This is a genomic window from Methylotenera sp. N17 (assembly GCF_000799155.1).
Classification (GTDB): Bacteria; Pseudomonadota; Gammaproteobacteria; order Burkholderiales; family Methylophilaceae; genus Methylophilus.
Map to the genome: position 1 here is coordinate 986,945 of NZ_JUGE01000001.1, position 21,655 is coordinate 1,008,599.

General features: G+C 39.8%; 22 protein-coding genes and 1 pseudogene. 14 read left to right on the top strand and 9 right to left on the bottom strand.

The window, feature by feature from the left end:
- Window positions 1–16: 16 nt before the first annotated feature.
- From ribA to FG11_RS04690, 4 genes and pseudogenes are all read right to left on the bottom strand, one after another.
- A complete protein-coding gene (gene ribA, locus FG11_RS04680) occupies window positions 17–613 on the bottom strand; it encodes a GTP cyclohydrolase II (protein ID WP_020181941.1) in 597 nt (198 codons plus the stop codon).
- Window positions 614–651: 38 nt separating this feature from the next.
- Window positions 652–780 (bottom strand): annotated as a pseudogene (locus tag FG11_RS13425) (helix-turn-helix domain-containing protein); the annotation flags it as partial.
- Between the two features lie 421 nt (window positions 781–1,201).
- Window positions 1,202–2,686: an AAA family ATPase gene (locus FG11_RS13215; RefSeq protein WP_052184936.1), complete on the bottom strand. Its 1,485-nt coding sequence runs from the start codon at window positions 2,684–2,686 to the stop codon at window positions 1,202–1,204.
- Complete coding sequence (locus FG11_RS04690) at window positions 2,677–3,378, bottom strand: HD domain-containing protein (RefSeq protein WP_052184937.1); 702 nt, start codon at window positions 3,376–3,378, stop codon at window positions 2,677–2,679. Before FG11_RS04690 ends, FG11_RS13215 begins: the two co-directional genes overlap by 10 nt.
- A 184-nt stretch (window positions 3,379–3,562) precedes the next feature.
- On the opposite strand from FG11_RS04690, the gene FG11_RS04695 reads away from it, so the two are divergent.
- The 8 genes from FG11_RS04695 (at window position 3,563) to FG11_RS04720 (ending at window position 7,619) form a co-directional block, all read left to right on the top strand.
- Complete coding sequence (locus FG11_RS04695) at window positions 3,563–3,742, top strand: ribbon-helix-helix protein, CopG family (RefSeq protein WP_047533453.1); 180 nt, start codon at window positions 3,563–3,565, stop codon at window positions 3,740–3,742.
- A 14-nt stretch (window positions 3,743–3,756) separates the two neighbouring features.
- Window positions 3,757–3,906: a hypothetical protein gene (locus FG11_RS13600; protein ID WP_160277124.1), complete on the top strand. Its 150-nt coding sequence runs from the start codon at window positions 3,757–3,759 to the stop codon at window positions 3,904–3,906.
- Between the two features lie 229 nt (window positions 3,907–4,135).
- Complete coding sequence (locus FG11_RS04700; protein ID WP_047533455.1) at window positions 4,136–4,627, top strand: hypothetical protein; 492 nt, start codon at window positions 4,136–4,138, stop codon at window positions 4,625–4,627.
- A gap of 500 nt (window positions 4,628–5,127) precedes the next feature.
- Entirely contained in the window at window positions 5,128–5,538 is a 411-nt protein-coding gene (locus FG11_RS13220; protein ID WP_160277126.1) for an energy transducer TonB, read from the top strand.
- Between the two features lie 56 nt (window positions 5,539–5,594).
- Complete coding sequence (locus FG11_RS04710; protein WP_152604040.1) at window positions 5,595–6,476, top strand: hypothetical protein; 882 nt, start codon at window positions 5,595–5,597, stop codon at window positions 6,474–6,476.
- Between the two features lie 78 nt (window positions 6,477–6,554).
- Window positions 6,555–7,076 (top strand): hypothetical protein, encoded by a 522-nt coding sequence (locus tag FG11_RS04715; RefSeq protein ID WP_047533458.1) that lies wholly within the window; start codon window positions 6,555–6,557, stop codon window positions 7,074–7,076.
- Window positions 7,077–7,321: 245 nt separating this feature from the next.
- The gene (locus FG11_RS13670; protein ID WP_081978180.1) at window positions 7,322–7,477 is read left to right on the top strand and encodes a type I restriction-modification system subunit M N-terminal domain-containing protein; all 156 of its coding nucleotides are present in this window, start codon (window positions 7,322–7,324) and stop codon (window positions 7,475–7,477) included.
- Window positions 7,419–7,619 (top strand): type I restriction enzyme endonuclease domain-containing protein, encoded by a 201-nt coding sequence (locus FG11_RS04720; RefSeq protein WP_081978181.1) that lies wholly within the window; start codon window positions 7,419–7,421, stop codon window positions 7,617–7,619. Before FG11_RS13670 ends, FG11_RS04720 begins: the two co-directional genes overlap by 59 nt.
- A gap of 212 nt (window positions 7,620–7,831) precedes the next feature.
- Here the strand turns inward: FG11_RS04720 and FG11_RS04725 are convergent, their stop codons facing one another.
- Together FG11_RS04725 and FG11_RS04730 are read right to left on the bottom strand one after the other, a co-directional pair.
- Window positions 7,832–8,905: a site-specific integrase gene (locus FG11_RS04725; RefSeq protein WP_047533464.1), complete on the bottom strand. Its 1,074-nt coding sequence runs from the start codon at window positions 8,903–8,905 to the stop codon at window positions 7,832–7,834.
- 1,315 nt (window positions 8,906–10,220) lie between these two features.
- A complete protein-coding gene (locus tag FG11_RS04730; protein WP_047533467.1) occupies window positions 10,221–11,516 on the bottom strand; it encodes a Y-family DNA polymerase in 1,296 nt (431 codons plus the stop codon).
- 173 nt (window positions 11,517–11,689) lie between these two features.
- Between FG11_RS04730 and pqqA the strand changes: the two genes are divergently transcribed.
- Entirely contained in the window at window positions 11,690–11,761 is a 72-nt protein-coding gene (gene pqqA, locus FG11_RS13435) for a pyrroloquinoline quinone precursor peptide PqqA (protein ID WP_012777389.1), read from the top strand.
- A 51-nt stretch (window positions 11,762–11,812) separates the two neighbouring features.
- Here pqqA and FG11_RS04735 read toward each other — a convergent pair whose 3' ends face one another.
- The 3 genes from FG11_RS04735 to FG11_RS04750 form a co-directional block, all read right to left on the bottom strand.
- Window positions 11,813–12,544, bottom strand: coding sequence for a hypothetical protein (locus FG11_RS04735; RefSeq protein ID WP_200884602.1), 732 nt, complete (start codon window positions 12,542–12,544; stop codon window positions 11,813–11,815).
- A protein-coding gene (locus FG11_RS04740) for an IS3 family transposase (protein ID WP_369751682.1) occupies window positions 12,535–13,685 on the bottom strand; the annotation gives its coding sequence in 2 pieces (ribosomal slippage) (window positions 12,535–13,448 and window positions 13,448–13,685; 1,152 coding nt in all). Before FG11_RS04740 ends, FG11_RS04735 begins: the two co-directional genes overlap by 10 nt.
- A gap of 269 nt (window positions 13,686–13,954) precedes the next feature.
- On the bottom strand, window positions 13,955–14,590 hold the full coding sequence (locus FG11_RS04750; protein WP_047533474.1) for a LexA family protein: 636 nt from the start codon (window positions 14,588–14,590) through the stop codon (window positions 13,955–13,957).
- 342 nt (window positions 14,591–14,932) lie between these two features.
- On the opposite strand from FG11_RS04750, the gene FG11_RS04755 reads away from it, so the two are divergent.
- From FG11_RS04755 to FG11_RS04775, 5 genes are all read left to right on the top strand, one after another.
- Window positions 14,933–15,481, top strand: a complete 549-nt coding sequence (locus tag FG11_RS04755; RefSeq protein WP_047533477.1) for a 3'-5' exoribonuclease — start codon at window positions 14,933–14,935, stop codon at window positions 15,479–15,481.
- Window positions 15,465–16,016, top strand: coding sequence for a hypothetical protein (locus tag FG11_RS04760; RefSeq protein WP_047533480.1), 552 nt, complete (start codon window positions 15,465–15,467; stop codon window positions 16,014–16,016). Before FG11_RS04755 ends, FG11_RS04760 begins: the two co-directional genes overlap by 17 nt.
- A gap of 402 nt (window positions 16,017–16,418) precedes the next feature.
- Window positions 16,419–16,946: an RNA polymerase sigma factor gene (locus FG11_RS04765; RefSeq protein WP_327037000.1), complete on the top strand. Its 528-nt coding sequence runs from the start codon at window positions 16,419–16,421 to the stop codon at window positions 16,944–16,946.
- A gap of 5 nt (window positions 16,947–16,951) precedes the next feature.
- Window positions 16,952–17,950 (top strand): FecR family protein, encoded by a 999-nt coding sequence (locus tag FG11_RS04770; RefSeq protein WP_047533483.1) that lies wholly within the window; start codon window positions 16,952–16,954, stop codon window positions 17,948–17,950.
- 95 nt (window positions 17,951–18,045) lie between these two features.
- Window positions 18,046–21,621, top strand: a complete 3,576-nt coding sequence (locus FG11_RS04775) for a TonB-dependent receptor domain-containing protein (RefSeq protein ID WP_047533486.1) — start codon at window positions 18,046–18,048, stop codon at window positions 21,619–21,621.
- Window positions 21,622–21,655: the final 34 nt, after the last annotated feature.

Below are 21,655 nucleotides of genomic sequence, written 5' to 3' on the forward strand. Positions count from 1 at the left end.
GATGAACAACCGCCATTTAGAGTGTTAAATGGTGGCCTAATTTGTTCTTTTTAGTCGCGAGATATCCTTGGTTTGAATCATTTAGCTGCGTTTGAATCGGGATGAGTTGATTGACTAAAATGCCTAGTGATGCGAGCGACTCGCTTTTAGTTGGGTTGTTAGTCATCAATTTTATGGATTGGATATGCAATAATTTAAGTATGTTAGCTGCAACATCATAGCTTCGGTTGTCTATTGGAAGTCCTAGCGCCAAATTCGCATCTACAGTATCTAAGCCTTTATCTTGCAACGCATAAGCGCGGATTTTATTGGGTAGGCCAATGGCTCTGCCTTCATGACCACGCAAGTAAATGATGATGCCGGCGCCTTCATCACGAATGCGCTGCTGGGCTAGTTTTAATTGATCGCCGCAATCGCAACGCGTAGATGAAAAAACATCTCCTGTCACGCATTCGGAATGGACTCTAGTCAGCACATCTTGTTTGCCTTCTAGGTCACCCATGACCAGTGCAATATGTTCTAAATCGGTGTCTGCGTCTTGATATACATGAATTTTGTAATTGCCAAACGCAGTAGGTAAATCAGAGGTTGAGAGTTGAATGATGTCGCTCATTATTTCGTTTTAATATGCTATCCAGTTGATTTGTCAGATTATCTGAGAGCGCTGATGGCCCCCATTTTAATTAATTTCGCTCTAATAATATTTCGGCTCACACCAAGTAGTTTTGCTGTTTGCACTTGATTATTGTGGCAATGATTATAAGCTGCTCTGACCAATGTGTCCTCAAAATGCTCATATAAATTACTTGAGTAGCTTGATGAAGGTGTTGTTGAGTAGTGGCCTAGCGCTCTATGCTTGAGTTCAGATGGGGTTAATCTAAAGGAATATCTCTAGGAAAGTAGTGCAAACCATTTCGCTACATTAGATATATTTATATCGATATACTTGAGATGTATTAATTAGACGAGTTTATACTTCAGTACGCAGCCATGTGTGACGCTTTGAAGTTTAAACTATTAATTTATTGGATTATTACTGCGAATTAATCGTTTAAGATTAACTGGCGTCCCCACGGGGAGAGAAAGCATTTTTTAATAATTATGCTTGGAAGCCACATCTAGCTTAGCTTTGAAACTTTTAGAAAAATTTTTTACAGCGTCGAATCAGTGACACCATCAGTGACACTTTCTCCTATAAAAATTAATGAATAAATCCAATTGAAGCTTTGATTTTTTGCGCAACTTGGTCAAAATCTTCAACCCTTAAACTACTTCTTTTTGCAATGGCTGCTCGTCCTAAACCGGTCTCAAGAGATAGCATAATTCTTCTTGGCGACAGTTTGATTAGATAGTCGGTCACATCATCACTTAACTCAGCATCAAACTTTGATTTAAGCAGTTCTGACTCGCTCAATATAGCACTATAAATTCTGCTCGTAATCAATCTTGCTTGGTGACTATCTGGCTTAGGTATTCTAAACATCCTCACTCTAGATAGAATTGCCTCAGGGATTGTCTCCTCGGAGTTTGCAGTCAAAATCCACGTAATTTTACTCGCATCAAGCATCAAATCAGGCAGTGATTCATCATTAAACGACTTCGCACTGGTAACTTCCAACAAGTTATAAAGGCTATTAAGTGGATTATACTGAGAATGTACATTGGCCTTATCTAACTCATCAAGCACTACCACTGGGTTGCCGTATTTCTCATTGGTCAGCAAATTAAACACAAGGCCAGCCTTACTATTGCTCCAAAAGTCTGCACTGCCCACTAAACCCGCACTGGTTTGTTGATTCTCCATCCGCATGACTCTAAAAGGCACATTCATACAACCTGCCAATGCTTGTGCAAACATGGTTTTACCCAAACCGGGTGGGCCAAGTAACAGAGTAGGGGGGATTTTCGGCACATTCAATTCGTTCGATAGTGCCTGAATGCCCTTAAGCATGTCTGTAACTTCCTTAAAATTAGGAAAGTTATGTTCAAGCTCATCCAGTACGTGCGGTATAGGTTGAATAACCTTGTTAGGGCCAATTTTGAGTAGTTTGTTTAGCGTTGTTTTTACTTTATTGGCATCATCTCTATCTCGATATTTGTTCTGCACATCAGCCAATAACTCCTTAGCTTGGCTCACACTAAATACATCAATACTATTAATTGACTGCAAGTTAGATTGATTAACAGTCTCGGTTGAATCCATTCCCTCGTTTACGACTTCTGCTGTATCAAGTTGTTTTTCAATATCATCATTGTCAGTCACCTTGCTATCGGCATCATTGCTCTTTTCATCTTTCTGCTCCTTTATCTTGGTACAACCGCAAGTCGGCAACTCATGGTATTTGTGATTTTTCATTTCAATATCGCTTCCACAATCCACGCAAACAAACTCACTCATGCTGCGTAACTCCTCAATTAAGCTTTCCACAGCCAAAGCTTTAGCCTTTGCCTTGTCGTCAAATGCACATTCAAGGAAAAGTTGAAGCTTGTAGTCACGCACGGCAGCAAAAAAATACTGAATCTTTTGCTGTGGATTCTCTGGGCTTAGTAATGCCTCAATTTCACAGCAAGCGCTCTCAAGTAGTTGAAGCCACCCATTCGGTAGTCGTATACGACGGTTTCCAACCCATGGATGTCTCTTTACCAATGCATCTTCAAAAGTTGTTTCTCGATAATCTAAAAGCATATTCTTCTTCTTTCATTTTTAATTTTTTCATTGGTGGCTTTCCAACTATATTTCCGGTCTGTTTCATTCCATGCAAACCCAACGGCACGTTTACCCTTGTAAGCTTTTTGATGGTCATAGTGGTCAGCACTGAATTTGTCAGCAAATCTCACAATATTTGCCAGCGGGGTACAAGGTTGAAACCCATAGCGACTGCCTGGGCTCGAGCAAGTCCAGATATGCCTTAGCGCATTGGCTGCATCTGGCCAGTCTCTATCAAGCGCTTTCAATGCAACTGCGCAAACTTCAAGGGTCAATTGATCGTGACTCACCATTTTTCCAAGATTTGTAGTTTTCATGTTGGTCGTATACGACTTTGTTTTACCAATGTCGTGAAGCAACGCTGCAACAACTGTGATATCGCGATCCTCAGTGGAATCGTATCGTTGCAGTGTTGCTATCTCCGCAGCTTCAATACTGTGTTCCATCAATCCCCCCACATAATTGTGATGATGCTCTGTGCTCGCAGGCAGCTCTAAAAATGCACTCATGATCTTTTTATCGCTAAATACATTTCCCAAGAACCTATTGAGGGCAGGGGACTGGATGCTATGCATTAATTCCATCAATCTATTTAAGTTAATTTGTTCGATGTCCATTTGGTTAGTTGCCAATTCATGGTTGCGTTTTGTTTTAACTATCACTTGTTTCACTGAGTTGCTCCTTTTATATATCTACATTTATCAAAGTTATTTGCTGAATTTGTATCTTGTCTATTGTGTAGACAAGATACATCGTAACCACTAGGGTTTCATGTGTCAAGTCTAAAGTGTAGACAAATATCAAAAATATTGATAAATGTTGTAAACTAAGAAAAATGATTAATAGGGGTGTGCAATGGTCGATAACTCAGCAAAAAATGCTGTTGAACGAATACAAGTGAATGTTCGTGTAGATGGTGATTTAATACGACTGCTGGATGAAAAGCGTACAGAACTTCTAGATAAAGTTGGTTCAATACCATCACGCTCAGAAGTAATACGCATGGCCCTAGAAGAATATCTAAATAAAAAATAGCAATAGGTAAAGTAATGGCAAAAGATAAAGAACAAAAAAACCCACTAGAAAAGCAACTCTGGAAAACCGCAGATATACTCCGAAAAAATATTGATGCGGCTGAGCACATGAGTATTCCAGCGAAAAACGCCACCCAGAATTATTTCAAAGTTGCCAGTGATTAATGTTTAATCTATACCAATTTATTTAACGCATACTTTGGGTACAAAGCCGCCTGTTAGTTAGGGTTTTTAGAGGGCAACATTCGGCCCAAAACAGTCATATATAGATTCGTATTTCGAATAATCCCAACTTCAATTAAAATCATTTTTGTTAATGCTCTGACTCTAAATTCACTATTAGAATTTTGGATTAATTAAAGCCAACTCATAAACTTAATAACAAAGGTTAACTGTGAAAAAATTAAATATCTTTATCATTGCAATTGTTCAATTCTTGATTGTTGGTTGTGCTGGTAATGAATTCATGACAAAAAACCTTTCTACAATTAGCTCCGAAAATAAGATCATCTTTAATGAAGATCAGACTTACTTACAGAAAAGAGGAATTGGAGTGATGTGGAAAGAAGGGTTGAAAAGAGGCGTATACAGGCCTGAACTCGAAAATGAGGCTGGCACTTTCTACAGAGGTCCTGAAGGGTGTGTAATCCAATTTATGGAAGCAAGTTCCATGGGACCTTTTGATGGAGGCATTTGGATTCCAAAAGATAAAATTAACAACCGTCCAAGAATTTACTATTATTTCAATTTTAACCATGAAAAAGCTATCAAGGCTGGTGGAGCTATTGTAGCCTTATTGCTAGCGCCGTCAGTTGGCGATATTACTATTATGCCTTCTGCTGAGAATGGCACATTTCTAGATGAAATCAGCATTACTAATTTTTAATATTAGGATAGTTACTTGAGCCCATTATCAAGCGGTACACGTTAAAGAGCACCATTTATCACAAACTTTAGGTTTAATCATGGACGGCTTCAGAAAGTTATTATCAATGTTGCTAATCTATCCAGCTATTTGTTTTGGAGCCGAAAGTATGAGTTGGAAATTTGACCAATCAACATACGTTGCAACAGTGACAACAAAGCAGGTTATGCATGAGAAACTCCCTATTTGATGGTTGTACACTATGCGCATGATCATTCGTGGGGGGGGTTACTTGTGGTACAACAAAGAAATCTGAAGACATAATGTTGGTTGGTATTGGGCAAGTGGTGGACCTTGACCCAGCACTAGAATCTATCGCAGATTTGCCAGCCGATTGGAGTGCTCAAAGAAAATCAATAAATTTAAGCTGGGTTCGTATTAAAGATGAGTAAATCTAATCCATTATCAACGTGCAATATCTTAAGGGTCACCTCAAACCAAGCACGATGGAGAGGTCATTTGTGAAAATCAATTTTGCACTGGCATTTATTCTGTTGAGTCTCACTGCGTGGGCTTCGCTTAACACAGTCGAAGCATTCCCTGTCAAAAGAAAACAAGTGCTTACTGGGGAATATACAAATGTTGCTGCTTCTGATAAAGCTCCCAAAGTTATATTTCGGATAAATCCCATATATCCTGCGAAATTTATCAATAGCGGTATAGAAGGCAGAGTTAAAGTCTTTTTTGTTGTAGATATCCAGGGTATCCCGGTTCAGGTTCAGTACATAGAAGCAACAGATTTAGCGTTTGCTCAAGAAGCGATAAATGCAGTAAAAGAGTGGCGTTTTGAACCAGCATTGAAGGATGGGGTTGCTGTACCTGCTTGCGTTGTGGCATCAATAGTTTTTCTATCAAATGCCTCTAATGGATAATGGCGCCCCTTAACTTAGACATTAGGCCAATTAAACTATTACGGAATAAAGAAAATATGAATCAAGTGATTACAACAATAAAAAGATTAACAGTTTTTTTTGCTTTTCTTTTTCTTTCAGCTTGCGCTAGTTATTCGCACATTCAAAACTATCCCGAAAAACAAGCAATCAAAACAGTTGTGATTGCCAAATCTCCATTATCTAAAATGTCTGATCTCCCTATGGGCGTATTCTATGATGAAGAAAACCAAATCATTGTTAGTGGACACCAAAAAGGAAGCTTTCTAGGTATACTTTTTGGTCCATTAGGAATGCTTGCCACTGATCAGGCTAACAAGGCCGCCGGAGAATCGCGATTCGGTTCAACAGTCAAGAGTAATACAAATGATTTAGTTCAAATAACCCAAAATGAGTTGAATGAACTTATTGCCTCTGGTTCTTCGCCCCTAATTAAACTTGGCAGCGGTAACGCAGATATTACAATCTCCCCTCATGCTCAATTTACGGTACTTCCATCAGGCAAAGCAAAGCTATACGCATTGCTAAAAGTAGATATGAAGAACTCAACAGATGGTACGAATTGGTCGGCTCGTTATTGGTCAATGGCTCCAGGAGAGTACTTTATTGAAGGAAATGATGGCTGGATGACAAATGGACGTTTTAGTGAGGGCATGCAGTTCGCACTTAAAAATGCGATGAAAGTATATTCAGCGGAAATTCACAGCACACTCACGGGAGCAAAAAAAATTAAGGCAAAGGGTATGTTCCCGTATATAGGCAACCCAGTAGAAATGCCATTTATATCTATTTACGAAACCACCGACAAGATTATTGGACGGCTTGCAGCAGGAGATGCAGTTACCTTTTCAGGGACACATATTTTGTACAAAAATGACTATGAAATAAGTGATACTGATTTTCAAGACCCTCGTAAATAGAACATACAACAATACCTAACCCATCTTTTAAGCAGGACGCATAACGGCGCACCTAAATTCAAACGTTAACTATAAATAATGAAAATTTACTGGTCTATTATTACTATATTTAGTTTGTTTATAATTGGTTGTGTAAAAACTTCCCCTTACATCAAACCCAGTTCTGAGAATAAAGCCTTTATTGAATTTCCTAAGTCAGAGTTCTCTGATGGCTTTGTTCAATATATGGAAGATGGTGAGAATTGTGGTGATATTAAAAGTTTCACTGATGAAACTAATCCACTTAAAAACTTTGAAGTTGCGATGGAGGTACCAGCTAATAAGCGTATCGCTTTTAACATAATTGACACCAGATTTCTTACATCATGCAATGTTATCTTATCTTTCGAACTACCCAAAAATTCTAAATATCGATTCAAAAAGAAATGGGTTGGCGAGCACTGTTATGCTTCATTAGTAAAAATATCAAATGGTGAAGAAACGGATGGAAGTGATGCCAAAGTAAAACAAATGATACTGACAGGGTTAAACAATGATAGTTGTAAAGTAAAAAATAATGCTAACTCATCACTCAGCGAGACGCTTAACGGTACTCCTTAATCAAACATTAGTCATCAAGCCTTAAAGGAGATTAAATTGGATCAAAGAGTAGTAGGTTTATGTGTTTTTGTGGCGGCGTATGTTGTTGTTATGGGCCGTAAGCGGCATTTAAAGCAGTGCAACTGAGCGGCTGCTATGGGGATTTATGAGCCATCGTTATTGTGTTAATAATCTATTGGCTCCATCTTATAGGTATGATTGGCGCTCTTAAATTCTAATAGGTGGTATAGCCTCTATAATTTTGGGTGGAATACACAGAGTGCAAACACATTATATTAGGCTTAATCTTTCTTAAATATATCTCCGATTCGTTCGAGCAACACTTTGCTAAATTGAAAGAAGGTGAGGGTGAATACGAAGGCGCAGATTCGCGAAAATACAAGTATCGATTGGACCATTAAAGAAAACGTAAAAGCCAAACTCAAAGTAATTGCTAAACGCACACTCAGACAGTTCGGCTACCCTCCCGACATGGAGCTTTTGGCTATTGAAACTGTGTTGATGCAAGTCGAAAGGGTAGCGGACGAATTTGTAAACGTTTAGTCCTTAAGATTTTCATTTTGATAACCACGCAATAAATCTTCAAGTGCGGTTACTTACCCGCTCAATAATCATAATCTGGACATTTACCCGCCCAAGCATATTTTTTTACTTTATCTATCCTGTTATTATTAACCCTAACGGATAGAGGTTTGAAGTCGGTTTTGTCCTCGTAAGATTTTATGCTTGCTTGTCTCTTCTGTGAGGATTGTTTTTTAGAGGAAGTCATACTTAATCCTTGGAGAACTTAAAGTCTTCGATTTATGAATGTAATCCGAATTTTTAGCCTTTTTGGGTGGCCTTACTGGATTTGTTGCCTCAATGCTTAGAGGTGGGATTCTGTCAATGCCAAGTGTCGATGAACCATAGGTTGATTTGGTGTCTGCACTTTGATGACCTAGCGCTAACGAAATATCATCTCTATCAATATTAGAGCTTTTTAAATTTGATGCAATCTGATGACGAACTGAATACGTAGAGATTATCTTCTTTGCCTTCGTAGCTTTTCGTTCAATTTTTTTACCATAATTCCTTACAGCATCTTGAATTTGTTTTGAGTTTGCAAAGTAGAAACCTGGCTGCAGACCAGCTACAAATGGATGGTCTTTCGGGAAGGTCAATTTTCTGAACTCTTGACCCGATTTTCTATCATCGCTACATTTTGAACCAGCAATTGTAATTGATATGATATCGCCCAATATTTCCACCTTAATACCTGCAGAATTTTCAGACTTTAATTTGTTTGCAAACTCTGAGGGACGACATCCAGTAAGACACATAATCCTAATGTGACTTGCAAATTTTGATCTGAAAGATAACGATATTAGCTGGGCTAACCAATCATCATCCAATCCTATTATTGAATCTCGTTTTGTGTCTTTTACTGACTTGTTACATTGAAGTTCACCAATCTTATACTTGAGCTGGTTTGCATGTGCATCAGAATAGGTTTTTTGTACAAGCTTGTATAACTTGATAGCTTTATTTGGAGCGGTAATTGAAAACTTAACAATTTCTTTCGCTGCACAATAACGAAATGAACATCTATGAAAAGATCTTGTGTTTTTACAAGACAAGTTATTTATATCATTGATATCCAATCTTGGCTTCTGAGTGATCGGTTCGTTTTTGGTGTACATACGATAAACCCTTTTATACTGAGTTATCGTTGCCTCTTTAATGTTAACCCTAGCCTGATTTGCTAAGAATGATTCTGCCCATTCCTTAGCTAGCATTAGTTCTGTTGGCTGTTTACTCTGTAGCCATATATTCTGTATCGGAAATCTCATTTTTACTCCTTTGTGAGCCGAATTGACTAATATCCGGGTGATTGAGAATTTCGCCACCACCGTGGCGAAAAATCTCCCTCACCCTAGTATTATCGTGAGTAAAAATCGTCACGATAATACGAATAAACCAAGCAGTTTTGGCTCACCTTTTTCTTATTTGTTTTTGATTCCAGCATTCATTTTGTACCTGCTAGCCTGCAGATATTTTTACTGGTACTCAATTTCAAATTTGAAGCTTTGGTTGCCAAATTTAACCGATTTCATTTGTGGTTTAACTGTGGTTGTACGTATAAAATATCATCGCTTAACCAACAATTAAACATAATTAAGTTATTGTTTTTATTTAATTGTTTTAAATATATTAAAACCAATTTTGTTGATTTTGTTTGTATCAAAATTTCACTTATGGGCCTGATCAATTTAGGGTTGTTGTATAAAAGACACATCGACATTTTTATATTTTTTTCATGAGTTTTATTGATTGTTTACAGTAAATTGATTTAAATTTTTTTTTGAGTATTAAGTTCCTTAAATCTAAGTTGCATCTGTGGGTTTGAATTCAATATCAACCTGAAATTTGTAGTCTTTTCGCAGTAGAAATGAATACACTGCAAATTAAAATGTTTAATCAAAGGTGAATTTAGGGTGAATTTGTTCAATTGCTAAAACCCTTGCGATTACTGGCTTGTAGCTGAATTTCAAAGCGTTGTATTTTGTTTAGTAAGAGTTGTAGCTGACACTTGATGTGTTGTGGTTAGTTAATTTTGCTTACTTGATAGCAAGCGGCTGATTACTATATGTTTACTATTTGATTTGTAGTCGTTTCGTAGTGGAAATGAATACACTGCAAATTAAAATGTTTAATCAAAGGTGAAATTTGGGTGAATTTGCTAAATAGCTGAATTCCTTCTAAATAGAGGGTTCTAGCTGATTTTTAGAGTGTTGTATTTTGATTAGTAAGTGTTGTAGCCGACGTTTGATGTGTTGTGGTTTGTTCTTTTTGAATTATTGAAGTTCACCTACTGATTAATATGTCATTTGTATTCGTTTTGTTGTTGAAACGAATACACTGGAAAATGAAGTGTTTAATTAAGGGTGAATTTAGGATGAATTTGTTCAATGGCTAAAACCCATGTATTTACGGGGCTGTAGCTGAATTCTAAAGTGTTGAGATTTATTTGAAAAGTGTTGTAGTTATTTCACAAAGCGTTGTTAGTGTCATATCAATTTCCTAAATGAAAAAAGCTCTTGTTCTAATGTGAAAGTATGGTGGATGGTTATAAAGTTATGCCTTGCTTAGTTGCAAGCACAGCAATTAGCCCGATACTTTGACTATATCTTTCCAGTTCGTTGTATACGACGGACTTTTATTTTCCTGCTTCATCTTCCAAGGCCTAGTAAAGCCTTCACTGGCAAGCTTAATCGATTCCTTGCCCATTTTCCTATTGATCGCATCCATGGCCTGCATAAGGTTGGCAGATTTAGCTGAGGTGTGCACCACGCTGAACATGTCGGATTGCACGCCTTGAGCTGGCACTAACTCGCCTAGCATCACTCCAGCCTTCGCGTAGTTGTAGTTGGGTTTGTAAAGTCGTTTAAGTATCCACAGCGCGATGTTCACTAACTGCATGGTGTCATTAGTAGGAGAGGAGACGGGGATCGTCATGCCATTGCTATAAAAGGAGTCCTGCTCTCTGAACGGACTGGTTCTGATGTACACATACACTGACCCTGCAAAGGATTGCTGTTTTCGTAGTTTCTCTGCTGCTCGGCTCATATACAAGGTAATCGACTCGGCCAAGCTTTGGTAATCACGCACAGGACGGCCAAAGCTACGTGAACTGAGTATTTGCTTTTTAGGCGGTGCGATTTCCTCCAACTCAATACACACTGTGCCGTTTAGCTCTCGGACGGTCTTTTCCATCACAACGCTAAACTGTTGCCTTAACTGCTCTGGGTCGGCTTGCTTTAAATCCAATACGGTATGAATACCTAATGCATAGAGCTTTGGGGCTAGCTTTCTACCGACACCCCACACTTCACCCACAGCTATCTCACTCAGAATCAGATTTAATGCAACATCATTCATCGTATTGAAATTACACACGCTATTAAAGTGTGCACGCTTCTTTGCACAGTGATTAGCAAGCTTGGCTAGTGTCTTTGTGGATCCTATACCTACGCATACTGGTAACCCAGTCCACCGCAAGATACGTTTGCGCATCTGTTGGCCATAGCTGATTAAGTCACGTGATTGAAAGCTGGTTAAATCTAAGAAGGACTCATCTATCGAATAGATTTCCTGGTCTGGACTGAACTGCCTGAGGATCGACATCACTCGATTGCTCAAGTCAGCATACAAAGCATAGTTAGATGAGTAAGCAATGATGCCGTGCTGTTTGGCTAAGTCTTTAAACTTAAACCAAGGTGCACCCATGCCCACGCCCAGCGCTTTCACCTCATTGCTTCTCGCCACGGCACAGCCATCATTGTTAGATAGCACTACGACAGGCTTATTAATCAGCTTAGGATTGAATACGCGCTCACATGAGACGTAAAAGTTATTCACATCAATCAGTGCAATATTGCGTGGCGGCTTTAGATGGTGCATTTAATACTCAGAGTAGATTCAATAAAAACACAGTGACGTAGGCACTACTCATGAAATTACGCAGTCTTCATTCATGATGAGTGATAGAGCTAATTTTTAACCGAGGTGCATAATGAATACATACGAACAAGACATATCGTCGGTTCAAACAGACAAACACTTTGGAGATTATTATGTGGACAACACCAGCAGCTACAGAAATGCGTTTTGGCTTTGAAGTAACAATGTACGTAATGAACAAGTAATACAGAGTTCACGTACTTCCGAAAGCCTAGCCTAGCTAGGCTTTTTTGTTTTTAAGTAGACTGGTCTTCGATTTCATCTGCTTTAAGTTTATAAAACCATCGTTTCCCACCTTTGTTGGTCTCTTCTTCCAGTAAATCAAACAGCTCAGATGCAAGTAAAACGTCTTTAAATGTTTTGAATCCAAACTGCTCTTTCAACTTATCAAAAGCACCTGGAAGCACCTGCTTAATTTCGTTTCCGGCATTTGCCAAAGATGTCCAACCATCTTGTCTTGATGCGTTCAAAGCAATCTCTACCAATTTTTGTACTAAGTTACTTTGTTGGATAAACATCAAATCAACTTGCTTAATACCTGCTGGCGAATTGATAAAGTCATATTGAGCTTTTGACGATTCAGCAAATCCATTAACCATTACCCTCAGGTACTCATGCTCAGCGACAATGCGCTCACGCTGGTCGTCTAAAAATGCATCAATCTCGATATAACGATCGATTGATTCGTGGTTCACCTCACTAAATATGTGGTGAACTAGATGATTACGCTCATCCACTAGGTCTTTTAATATTTTTCTTCTGGTCTCGATATACTCTGGCGTGGTTTCAATATTAAATCTTGTCCTGACATGTTCTTCTTTAATGTTTCCCAAAGAATCATTTGATGTTTCTTCTGCTTTTATTTTTTCTGCAGTCGTGTAGATGTTCTCTATGAGGTTCTTAACCAATGGACCCATATTGGAGCTATTGGATTTCTCTCTCTGAATCGCCACTAATTTTATAGACACTCTTCAGCCGTTTTCTTGAATTGGTTTTCGTAGTCTATCGGAGATAGCAAGTTATTGGAATTATGACGTCGTTTTGAGTTGTAGAACAACTCGATGTAATCAAAAATATCCTGCCTTGCATCATCGCGATGATTGTATATTTTGCGTTTGATCCTTTCCCGTTTTAATAATTGAAAGAAGCTTTCAGCCACAGCATTATCGTGGCAATTTCCGCGTCTACTCATGCTGGACTCAAGGTTATGTGCCTTCAAGAATATATCCCAATCCTCGCTGGTGTATTGGCTACCTTGGTCAGAATGTATCAGCACTTTATGTTTAGGTTTCCTGCGCCATACCGCCATCAGCAATGCATCCAACACCAGCTCTTTAGTAATGCGCGATTGCATGGACCAACCCACAATGCGTCGTGAGAACAAATCCATGACCACAGCAAGATAGAGCCAGCCCTCATGGGTACGGATATAAGTAATATCTGTTACCCATGATTGGTCTGGCAATGTGGGATTGAATTGCCTATTTAACGTGTTGGGACTGGTTATATAAGGCTTGCCACCATAATGCCTAGGCTTACGGTAGCCCACCTGCGCTTTTAAGCCGTGTGCATGCATCAAGCGATAGACGCGGTTAACCCCAATACGCTCACCCAGTGCACGCATATCACTATGTACTTTACGATAGCCATATACGCCACCGGACTCTAGCCAACATTGCTTAATCAAGCCTGTTTGGCGTTGATCGTTCTTATGGCGAATTGAGTGCGGATGTTTTAACCAGGTATAGAAGCCGCTGGGATGCACCTCTAGCATCCTACACAGCCATCTTGTCGGCCAACAGTCCTGATGATCTTTGATAAAGGCATACCTTACTCGGACTGCTTTGCGAAGTATGCCGCGGCTTTTTTTAATAGATCACGCTCTTCTGTGACACGTTTCAGCTCTTTACGTAGCCGGTTGAGTTCAGCTTGTTCCGCATGTTTGGTTTGGTGGGTTGCTGCGTCGGGTCCGAACTTCTTCACCCACGCATAGAGGCTGTCAACAGTCACATCAAGTCGCTTTGCCACATCGGAGACTGTATACCCCCCTTCAGTGATTTGACGGACTGCTGCTAATTTGAATTCTTCTGGATATCGTTTACCGCTCATTTGTCGCCTTTCTTTGGTCGCCATTATTACGGCTCAAAGGCGTCTAGTAAACTAGTGGCGATTCACTCTTTAGTTTGGCAATCTTTTCTAACTTACTTACAGGGCCAGCAAGATTGTTAATAGAATTTAGATGTTTGAGTAACTTTTCAACTTGCTGGAATAGATATAAGTTTCTTCCCGCTTTTCGAAATACTTCGTTGCGGATTGATAAGAGCTTCTCATCCTGATTGGTCGAATCTGTCACTGAATAATGCTCGCTACCATGAGGTTTATTTATACTTCCTAAACGACCCTGTCACCACACCCCAAATCTCTACATGCATGTGCTTTTTAACTTCAATCGGTTTGTATTCACCCGATTTGTTAGCCGGCAAAAGCAGGGGAGAACCGTCTTTTGAACGCCCTAAAGTTTTGATGGTGAATTCACCATCGACGATTGCGAGCACAATGTCACCAACGTAGGCCAGTTTAGAGCGGTCTACCACAGCTTTGTCACCAGGGATTAGTCCAGCATCCACCATTGAATAACCTTGTATGGTCACAAAGAACGTGGCGTCTACCTGCTCGATAAGATAGTCATTAGGACTTAACCGTGTTTCTACATGGTCATCGGCAGGGCTTGGAAATCCAGCTGGTACCTTAGAGTTGAATAGGGGAATATGGATAGTTTTTTGATGCAGCAAGGGCAATATAAAATCACCGACAGCATCTATATCAATCTTGTGGTCATTAGTTTGCTGTTTACGTGCATAGGCTTCTAAAAAGTCTGCGATGACAGGCTCTTGGCTAGTAGGGACGCGAATGACTTTGGTAGGCTCTTGGAATTTACCAGTGCCCGTTTTGCGGCCCGATCCTTCGCGGTATCCGCCTCTTTTCGCTTTAATGTTTTCTGATTCGTTTTCCATTTGGATATTGTAACGATAATCAAATAGATGTAAAGTTAATTGAATATAAAAATTGCTTATTAAACTCTATGACATATACATCCAAATAGCTGACTTAAAAAGATGTAAGTTTATCAAGATGAATTTAAGATTCTCTTAGCTGGCAAGCTTTGTTTTATGGCTTTAGTAAAATGGCGATATTCACCAAGCATAATTATAGGCTTAGTAATATATAGTTCTGATAATTGATAAATTGATCTAGTTTGATCTGCAAGTGGCCAAAATATTCGTAGCGGCCAAATCAATCAAAGCTAACCTAGCCAAAACAGGTTTAATCGTTGGAAGTAGACAGGTGAAACTATTATGACCATCAATGTGTTTTTGGATTGCGAGTTTACCAACTTCGATCAGCCAAAACTGATCTCGATTGCATTGGTCACAGAAGACGGCAAACAAAGCTTCTATGCCGAGTTAACAGACACCTATACGCTTGCCGATTGCTCTGAATTTGTTATCGAGAATGTGTTACCTCTCCTAGATGCCCAGGAATTCTCTTTGCCAGAGAATGGCGGCTACTCTAACGTTCATTCTAAAATGGCATTTGCTCAATGTAGCGAATATATGAAGCGTTGGATTGATTATTTAGATGAAAAAGTTGTAATCTTCAATGATGCTGCACACTATGACTTCACATTTTTAACTGAGGTGCTTTACGACAACTGGCCAGCGCAGCTGCGCAAGAAATGTCATCAGATATCTGCAAGAACTATTGAAGGCCAGGAGCGATACGAAAATACCACAAACGAAGAGTTCAAAAATGGCTTTAGGCAGCACCATGCGCTTGATGATGCAAAGGTCATGATACGCGCTTTTAGAGCCATGAACAGGAGACACAATGCTAAATTTTATTAACACTTTCAATGCAGAGTTTCTGACCAAAATTAACTGTTACCTATCTGGCGACGAAGCGATACATCTGCTCACAAACCAATTCCGTGAACCAACAGAATTGCGATTTGTTTGTGCAAGCAGAGAAGGGTATGCAACGCTGGTTGATAACTTATATAACAATGATATAGGATCACTGTTTTTATCAGGCATGGCGCCAAAGCTTTTGGGAAATATTAAGGGTGACATGTACGGTAGATACATGCTGGTTGAATTCGACGGCAACCCCATCAAAATCACGTTTGCAAACGCCATGTTTCCGGTTACTAGCGAACCTAGCTCATTACCTCTGGCCACACTTTCAAAAGAATCTTTGTTTACCGAGAAGCTTACGGCTTTAGATGAGCACATCGACCACCCAGACTTGCTTGAACAGGATTTCCAGGACCTAATTGCAATGCAGAGAATTTGGGGTGATATCCAAGAGTCTGTTTTAACAAGTGCGGGCAGTAGGGCAACAGAAACTTACTTAAAAAGACTAAACACAAATTTATCCTGAACCGTAACAATAATTCAAAATAGAACAGTTTTGTCATTAAATAACAGGGGTGAATCGCTACAAGTTATGTGGACACTAATTTTCCGTTGTCTTGAATTGATTGTATGTCTATTTAGTCTCATAAATCCCCATAGCAGCCATTCAATAATCAAAATTTCCATATCAAGCAACTTCATGGAAAATCACTTTACATTGCCTCTTTGACTCTATAATAATTGGCTGATATCAACCGCCATTATGGTTAATATCAACCAAACTCATTAAGGAAATATTCCCTGCTGATTAATTAATCGTATTGAATTCATATAGTTAATTTCGGGTGTTGTAACGGTATAAAACTTGCACGCAATTGAGTTGTTAAATAATTGCGGGACCCTAAATGCCTGTTTTGAGCAAATGAATATGATGTTTTGGTACGGCATTGATTTGCGCTGGGCTTATGCCGATTTATTACCAAGTATCTACAGACAAACAACATGTAAACACTCGGCATACGACATTTTGCATGATGCTTTAGTACGTTTTGCATTAAGCAGTAACGTTAGTCGCCAAGAAAATCCTCATGCCTATCTGCGAACAATTACACAAAATTTAGTGGTCGATGGGTTTAAACAACGCTCGCGTTTTGTGTCGGCCTTTGATGCCAATTCAAATCATGCCGAAACCAATAATGATATTGAGAGTTTGCAACAGCTTGATTCAATCCCATCAGCAGAGCATCTGCTAGATATTAAGCAACGGTTACAAATTGTGCAAAACATCATGGATAAGCTGCCAGCAAAATGCAAACAGGTGTTTTGGTTATACCGTATTGAGTCAATGCCACAAGAAGAAATTGCAACCGTCATGAATATCTCTAAAAATATGGTGCAGCGCCACATGATGAGAGCGATGTTAGATTTTATGGAAGCAAGAGACATAGTCTCGTAATATCAATGCATCAGGCTCAACAAAAAAAGACACTTCGTGAAACCGCCATTAGTTGGTTTTTGCGCATGCAGCAGGTGGATTATGATCACCCAGACCGTGGTCAATTTGAAGCTTGGTTGATGATGAGTCCTATCCACCAAATTGCATATGAAGAAGTCGCCAAAACTTGGGAAGTATTTGATTCAACCGAAGATCTCAAGTCACTAGATGCGGCAATGGAGCAGAAAACCTTTTTAGATAAGAAAAAACGCAGCAATAAAATCACACAATCAATTGGCTCCTTATTGGCTATCACGCTTATCGCTTTTGCAAGCCTTTTTGCGTATCGCAGTTGGCAAGCGCAACCCATCATGGAAGTAGTCAAAGTTGCAGACATTGGGCAAATCAAAAATGAAGTACTAGACGATGGCACCAAACTTAATCTCAATGCCAATAGTGAGCTGGAAATTACTTATTTCCGTGATCGACGCGTCGCAAAACTAAAACGTGGCGAGGTAATTTTTGATGTGGCGCGTGATGAGAGCCGTCCATTTATTGTAGATAGCGGCTATGGGCGTATTACCGTGCTAGGCACCAAGTTTGCAGTCAATCGATTACAAAAACTGATTCGCGTTAGTGTGGACCACGGTAAAGTGCAAGTGGATGCGCTAGACACTACAGGCGCTTCACTAAGTGCGCCATTGGTGATTACAAATGGGCAAGTCGCAGAGGTGCATCAAAACCACCCACCAACACGCACAAACCAACTGGCTAGTGATGCATTTAGCTTTACCGATGGCATTATCACGTTTGATAAAGCAGGGCTGGAAGAGATTGCAGAGACTTTATCAAGATACCGTCAGCCACAAGTTAGCGTGCAAATGCCATTAACTAGCGATGCCGAGATAACCGCTGTGATCAATAAACAGGACGTGGAGAAGTTTATTGCCAACTTGCCTAATATGGCATCAGTAGGCATTGAAAAGTCACCTAATCAAACATTGATTCGGCAATCCAAAAATTAATTAGATAATTTTTAGATATTTTTTCAATTCAGGCATCAGTCGATTTCTTATTAAACAGTTAAACAAGTATCAACACTGTTTTTTAGGAAATTGGTATGAAGTATTCAAAACGACAACAATTAAAGTCTTTGGCTTTAGCCGTTTCAGTCTCAGGCTCGGCTTTTATGAGTGGTTTGTTGCTACCAACATCCGTTCAAAGTGAAGAGTTGAACACCAAACTACCAGCCACGCAAGATAACCACTTCAACCTACCTGTTACTGTTGATCTGCCTAAACAGCCTTTATCAATGTCTTTAAAGGAGTTTGCGCGTAGCTCAGGGCTTAGCCTTTCATTTGATAATAAATTAGTAGACGGAAAAACAGCGCCAGCCATTAAAGGCCGCATGACTCGAAAAGAAGTGTTGCGAGAACTACTCTCAAACAGTGGATTAACGACTGAGCTTGATGGTGATAGTGCAGTCTTAAAGAAAATCCCAGATACTGATAGCACCAACATCCAATTGGATCAAATCAATGTACGCGCCAAACGTTTTTATGAGGTAGGTCCACTACCTGGTTTAGGTCTCACCAAAGATCAAATCCCTGGCAATGTTCAAAGCATTACCGCCAAAGAAATTAAAGAGTCACATTCATTAAGCCTTACTGATTTAATGAACAAAAAATTGCAATCGGTTAATGTAAATGATTACCAAGGCAACCCATTTCAGATGGATGTAACTTATCGCGGCTTTACTGCAGGCCCACAGATTGGTACACCTCAAGGTCTCTCAGTGTTCTTTGATGGTATTCGAGTCAACGAGCCCTTTGGTGATGTTGTCAATTGGGACATGATTCCCATGAACGCCTTAGCTAGCGTGGATGTGTTCCCAGGCTCTAATCCCATCTTTGGTTTAAACACGCTAGGCGGCGCTTTCACGCTCAAAACTAAGGATGGTTTTAACAACACAGGAGTAGATGCTGAAGTGCTGACCGGCTCGTTTGGTCGTAAACAGTTGCAAGTGGAGGGCGGTGTTAACAACGGTACATTTGCCCTTTTCGGTGCTGGTAATTTCTTTCTAGAAGATGGCTGGCGCGAAAACTCTCCGAGCAAGGTTAACCAACTTTTTACTAAAGCCAGCTATAGAGGAGACAAGCTAGATATTAACCTCAGTACCTTGTGGGTGGGGACTGATTTAGTAGGGAACGGTTTGCTTCCTAGCCAGATGTATCAGCAAGATCGCAATGCCTCATTCACTTCCGAAGATACCACTAAAAACAGGCTCAGTCAGTTTCAACTTTCTGGTAGCTATTTTGTGAATGACAATTTCACTATTACTGGGCAAACCTATAGAAGAGATAGTAAGCGTAGATCTCTAGGCGCAGATGCATATACCGACGGTTTTGGCGATACAAATTACGTCCTTCGTAATTTAGACCCTGGCGAAGAGTTCACTTGCCAGTATCTCAGTACTAACCAATACCGCATACCCGATTATTACGTGCTGGATATTGACCCGCTCACTGGGTCAAACGCATTTTTAGATGATTTTAATGCCAATAGCGGCGACCCTGCTTATGATCTTTATCAAAGAATTAGTGATTTCGCAGGTGTCATCACAAAAAATGGTGAGCTTACCGCGGCATATGCACAAGCAGCAGAATACAACTTTAACTATTACAAAAATGATGCCGACACACGAATTTCTCGTCCCAATGATCCTGTGCCCATCAATCTTGGACCAATAGAAACCTATTCCAATGGCGATTTTTCTTATCAAACCTTGGATCAAACACTTTGGAACTTTCCCAAATCTTATGCTTTGGATATAGATCCTAATATCGAAGGTAATTTTAATTATTTTTATACAACTGATGGTGTAAAACACATAGTAGCTACCATTGCACCTATAAATAAGAGTGCTTGCTACAACAATCCACAATTACTTGTTGCGCCTACAAGTCCTACAGGAACCTCAGCGGATAGATTCCGGCCTGATGGCAATGGTTTTGCTGACCCTGGATTGGTTGAAGGTACGCCAGTTGCATTACTAACTGATAATAATATTAAGCAAATCGTCGATGGCGGTTCATTCCAATTTAACTGGAATCTAGAAAAGCACAAGTTTATGGTAGGTGCTTCTATTGACGTTGCTAGTGCTAGTTATACCAATAGCCAACGCTTAGGTTTGTTTGATAATAATCGCAAGGCATATCTTTCACCCGAAGGCATTCGTGACCAATATACAGCGGCGGATGTCCCAATTTCTAATAATGATTTTGATGGTACTTCTGTCACTAAAAGTATTTATGCCAGTGAAACTTGGAGCCCAATTGATACATTGCATATTACTGGCGCTATACGCTATAACGACACACATGTAAAAAATAAAGTAGCTACTCGAACAGCATTTACTTTTTTCGACTTGGCAAACTATCAATCCAGACCAGATGATTTTGGCCTTTGTTTTGGTAGCGCGGCTAACTGTCCTAGCAGTGGTTACAGACAAAGTGACGGTAGCAAAGTACTGAAACCTGCAGAAACAGAAAAATTTAGCTATTACTCACTTAACCCCTCGTTTGGCGCAAGCTGGCAAGCCAAAGAGAATTTAAATGTGTATGGTAATTTTGCACAAGGTACCCGCACACCTAGCGTAATTGAGTTGGGCTGCGCATTTGATAGAACGCCTATATACAGAGGTGGGGCAGCAGGAGATCCAAATGATCCCGCAAACTATGTAGCTAAAAGTTTACAAGAGAACCGTTCTTGTTCTTTACCCACAACTTTATCTGGAGATCCATTCCTACCGCAAATTAAAGCAACCACCTATGACATTGGCTTGCGAGGTAGTTTTAAAGGTTTATTAGAAACAGATAATTTGCAATGGAATTTAGGGGCATACCGTACCAACCTCAAAGATGATATTTATTTGGTTGGCATTGGTGGTACAAATAGTTTTTTTGATACCGTCGGTAAGACCAAGCGCCAAGGCATAGAAGCTGGATTATCTGGCAATTTAGGCAAGTGGGGATTTGGCCTTAACTATGCGCTCACTGATGCTACCTTTCAAGATACTTTCGACATTATATCGCCAAATAATAGCAGTGCCGTTCAGTTACCTCTTTTTAGTACAGGAAGAGAAGCTTTTAAATCAATTACCGTGAAGCCAGGGGACCGTATGCCTGGCGTACCGTTGCATAATTTAAACGCCAGTATGAATTACGAAGTAACGCCAAAATGGCAAGTCGGTTTGAGCGCAGTGTTGCACAGTGAAAGTTTTATACGCGGTAACGAGAATAATAAACACAAACAGGGTGTAGCAGAAACTTACGTCATTAGTGTGCCAGATGGTGTTGGTGGGTTTGTGCCTGTAACTGCAACTAGACAGCCTTTTACTAACCCCGGAAAAGTGGCGGGTTACACCGTATTTAACTTGCAAACTAGCTATAAGTTTAATAACGAATGGATAGCTACTATGCAAATTAGCAATTTGTTCGATAAAGAATATTTCAGTGCTGGTAGGTTAGGGCGCAATCCATTTTCACCAAGCATTAATGGCGCCATTGGCCCTGGCGGTTATAACCATAATTCTGATGACTGGTTAGCATCTAACTTTTTGGCACCGGGTGCGCCAAGAGGTATCTGGTTTAGCTTGCGGTATTCGTTTGACCCTAACGCCAAGCCTAGCTTTTAGAGCCTAAGCTGTAGTGACCTACCTGTAAATAATG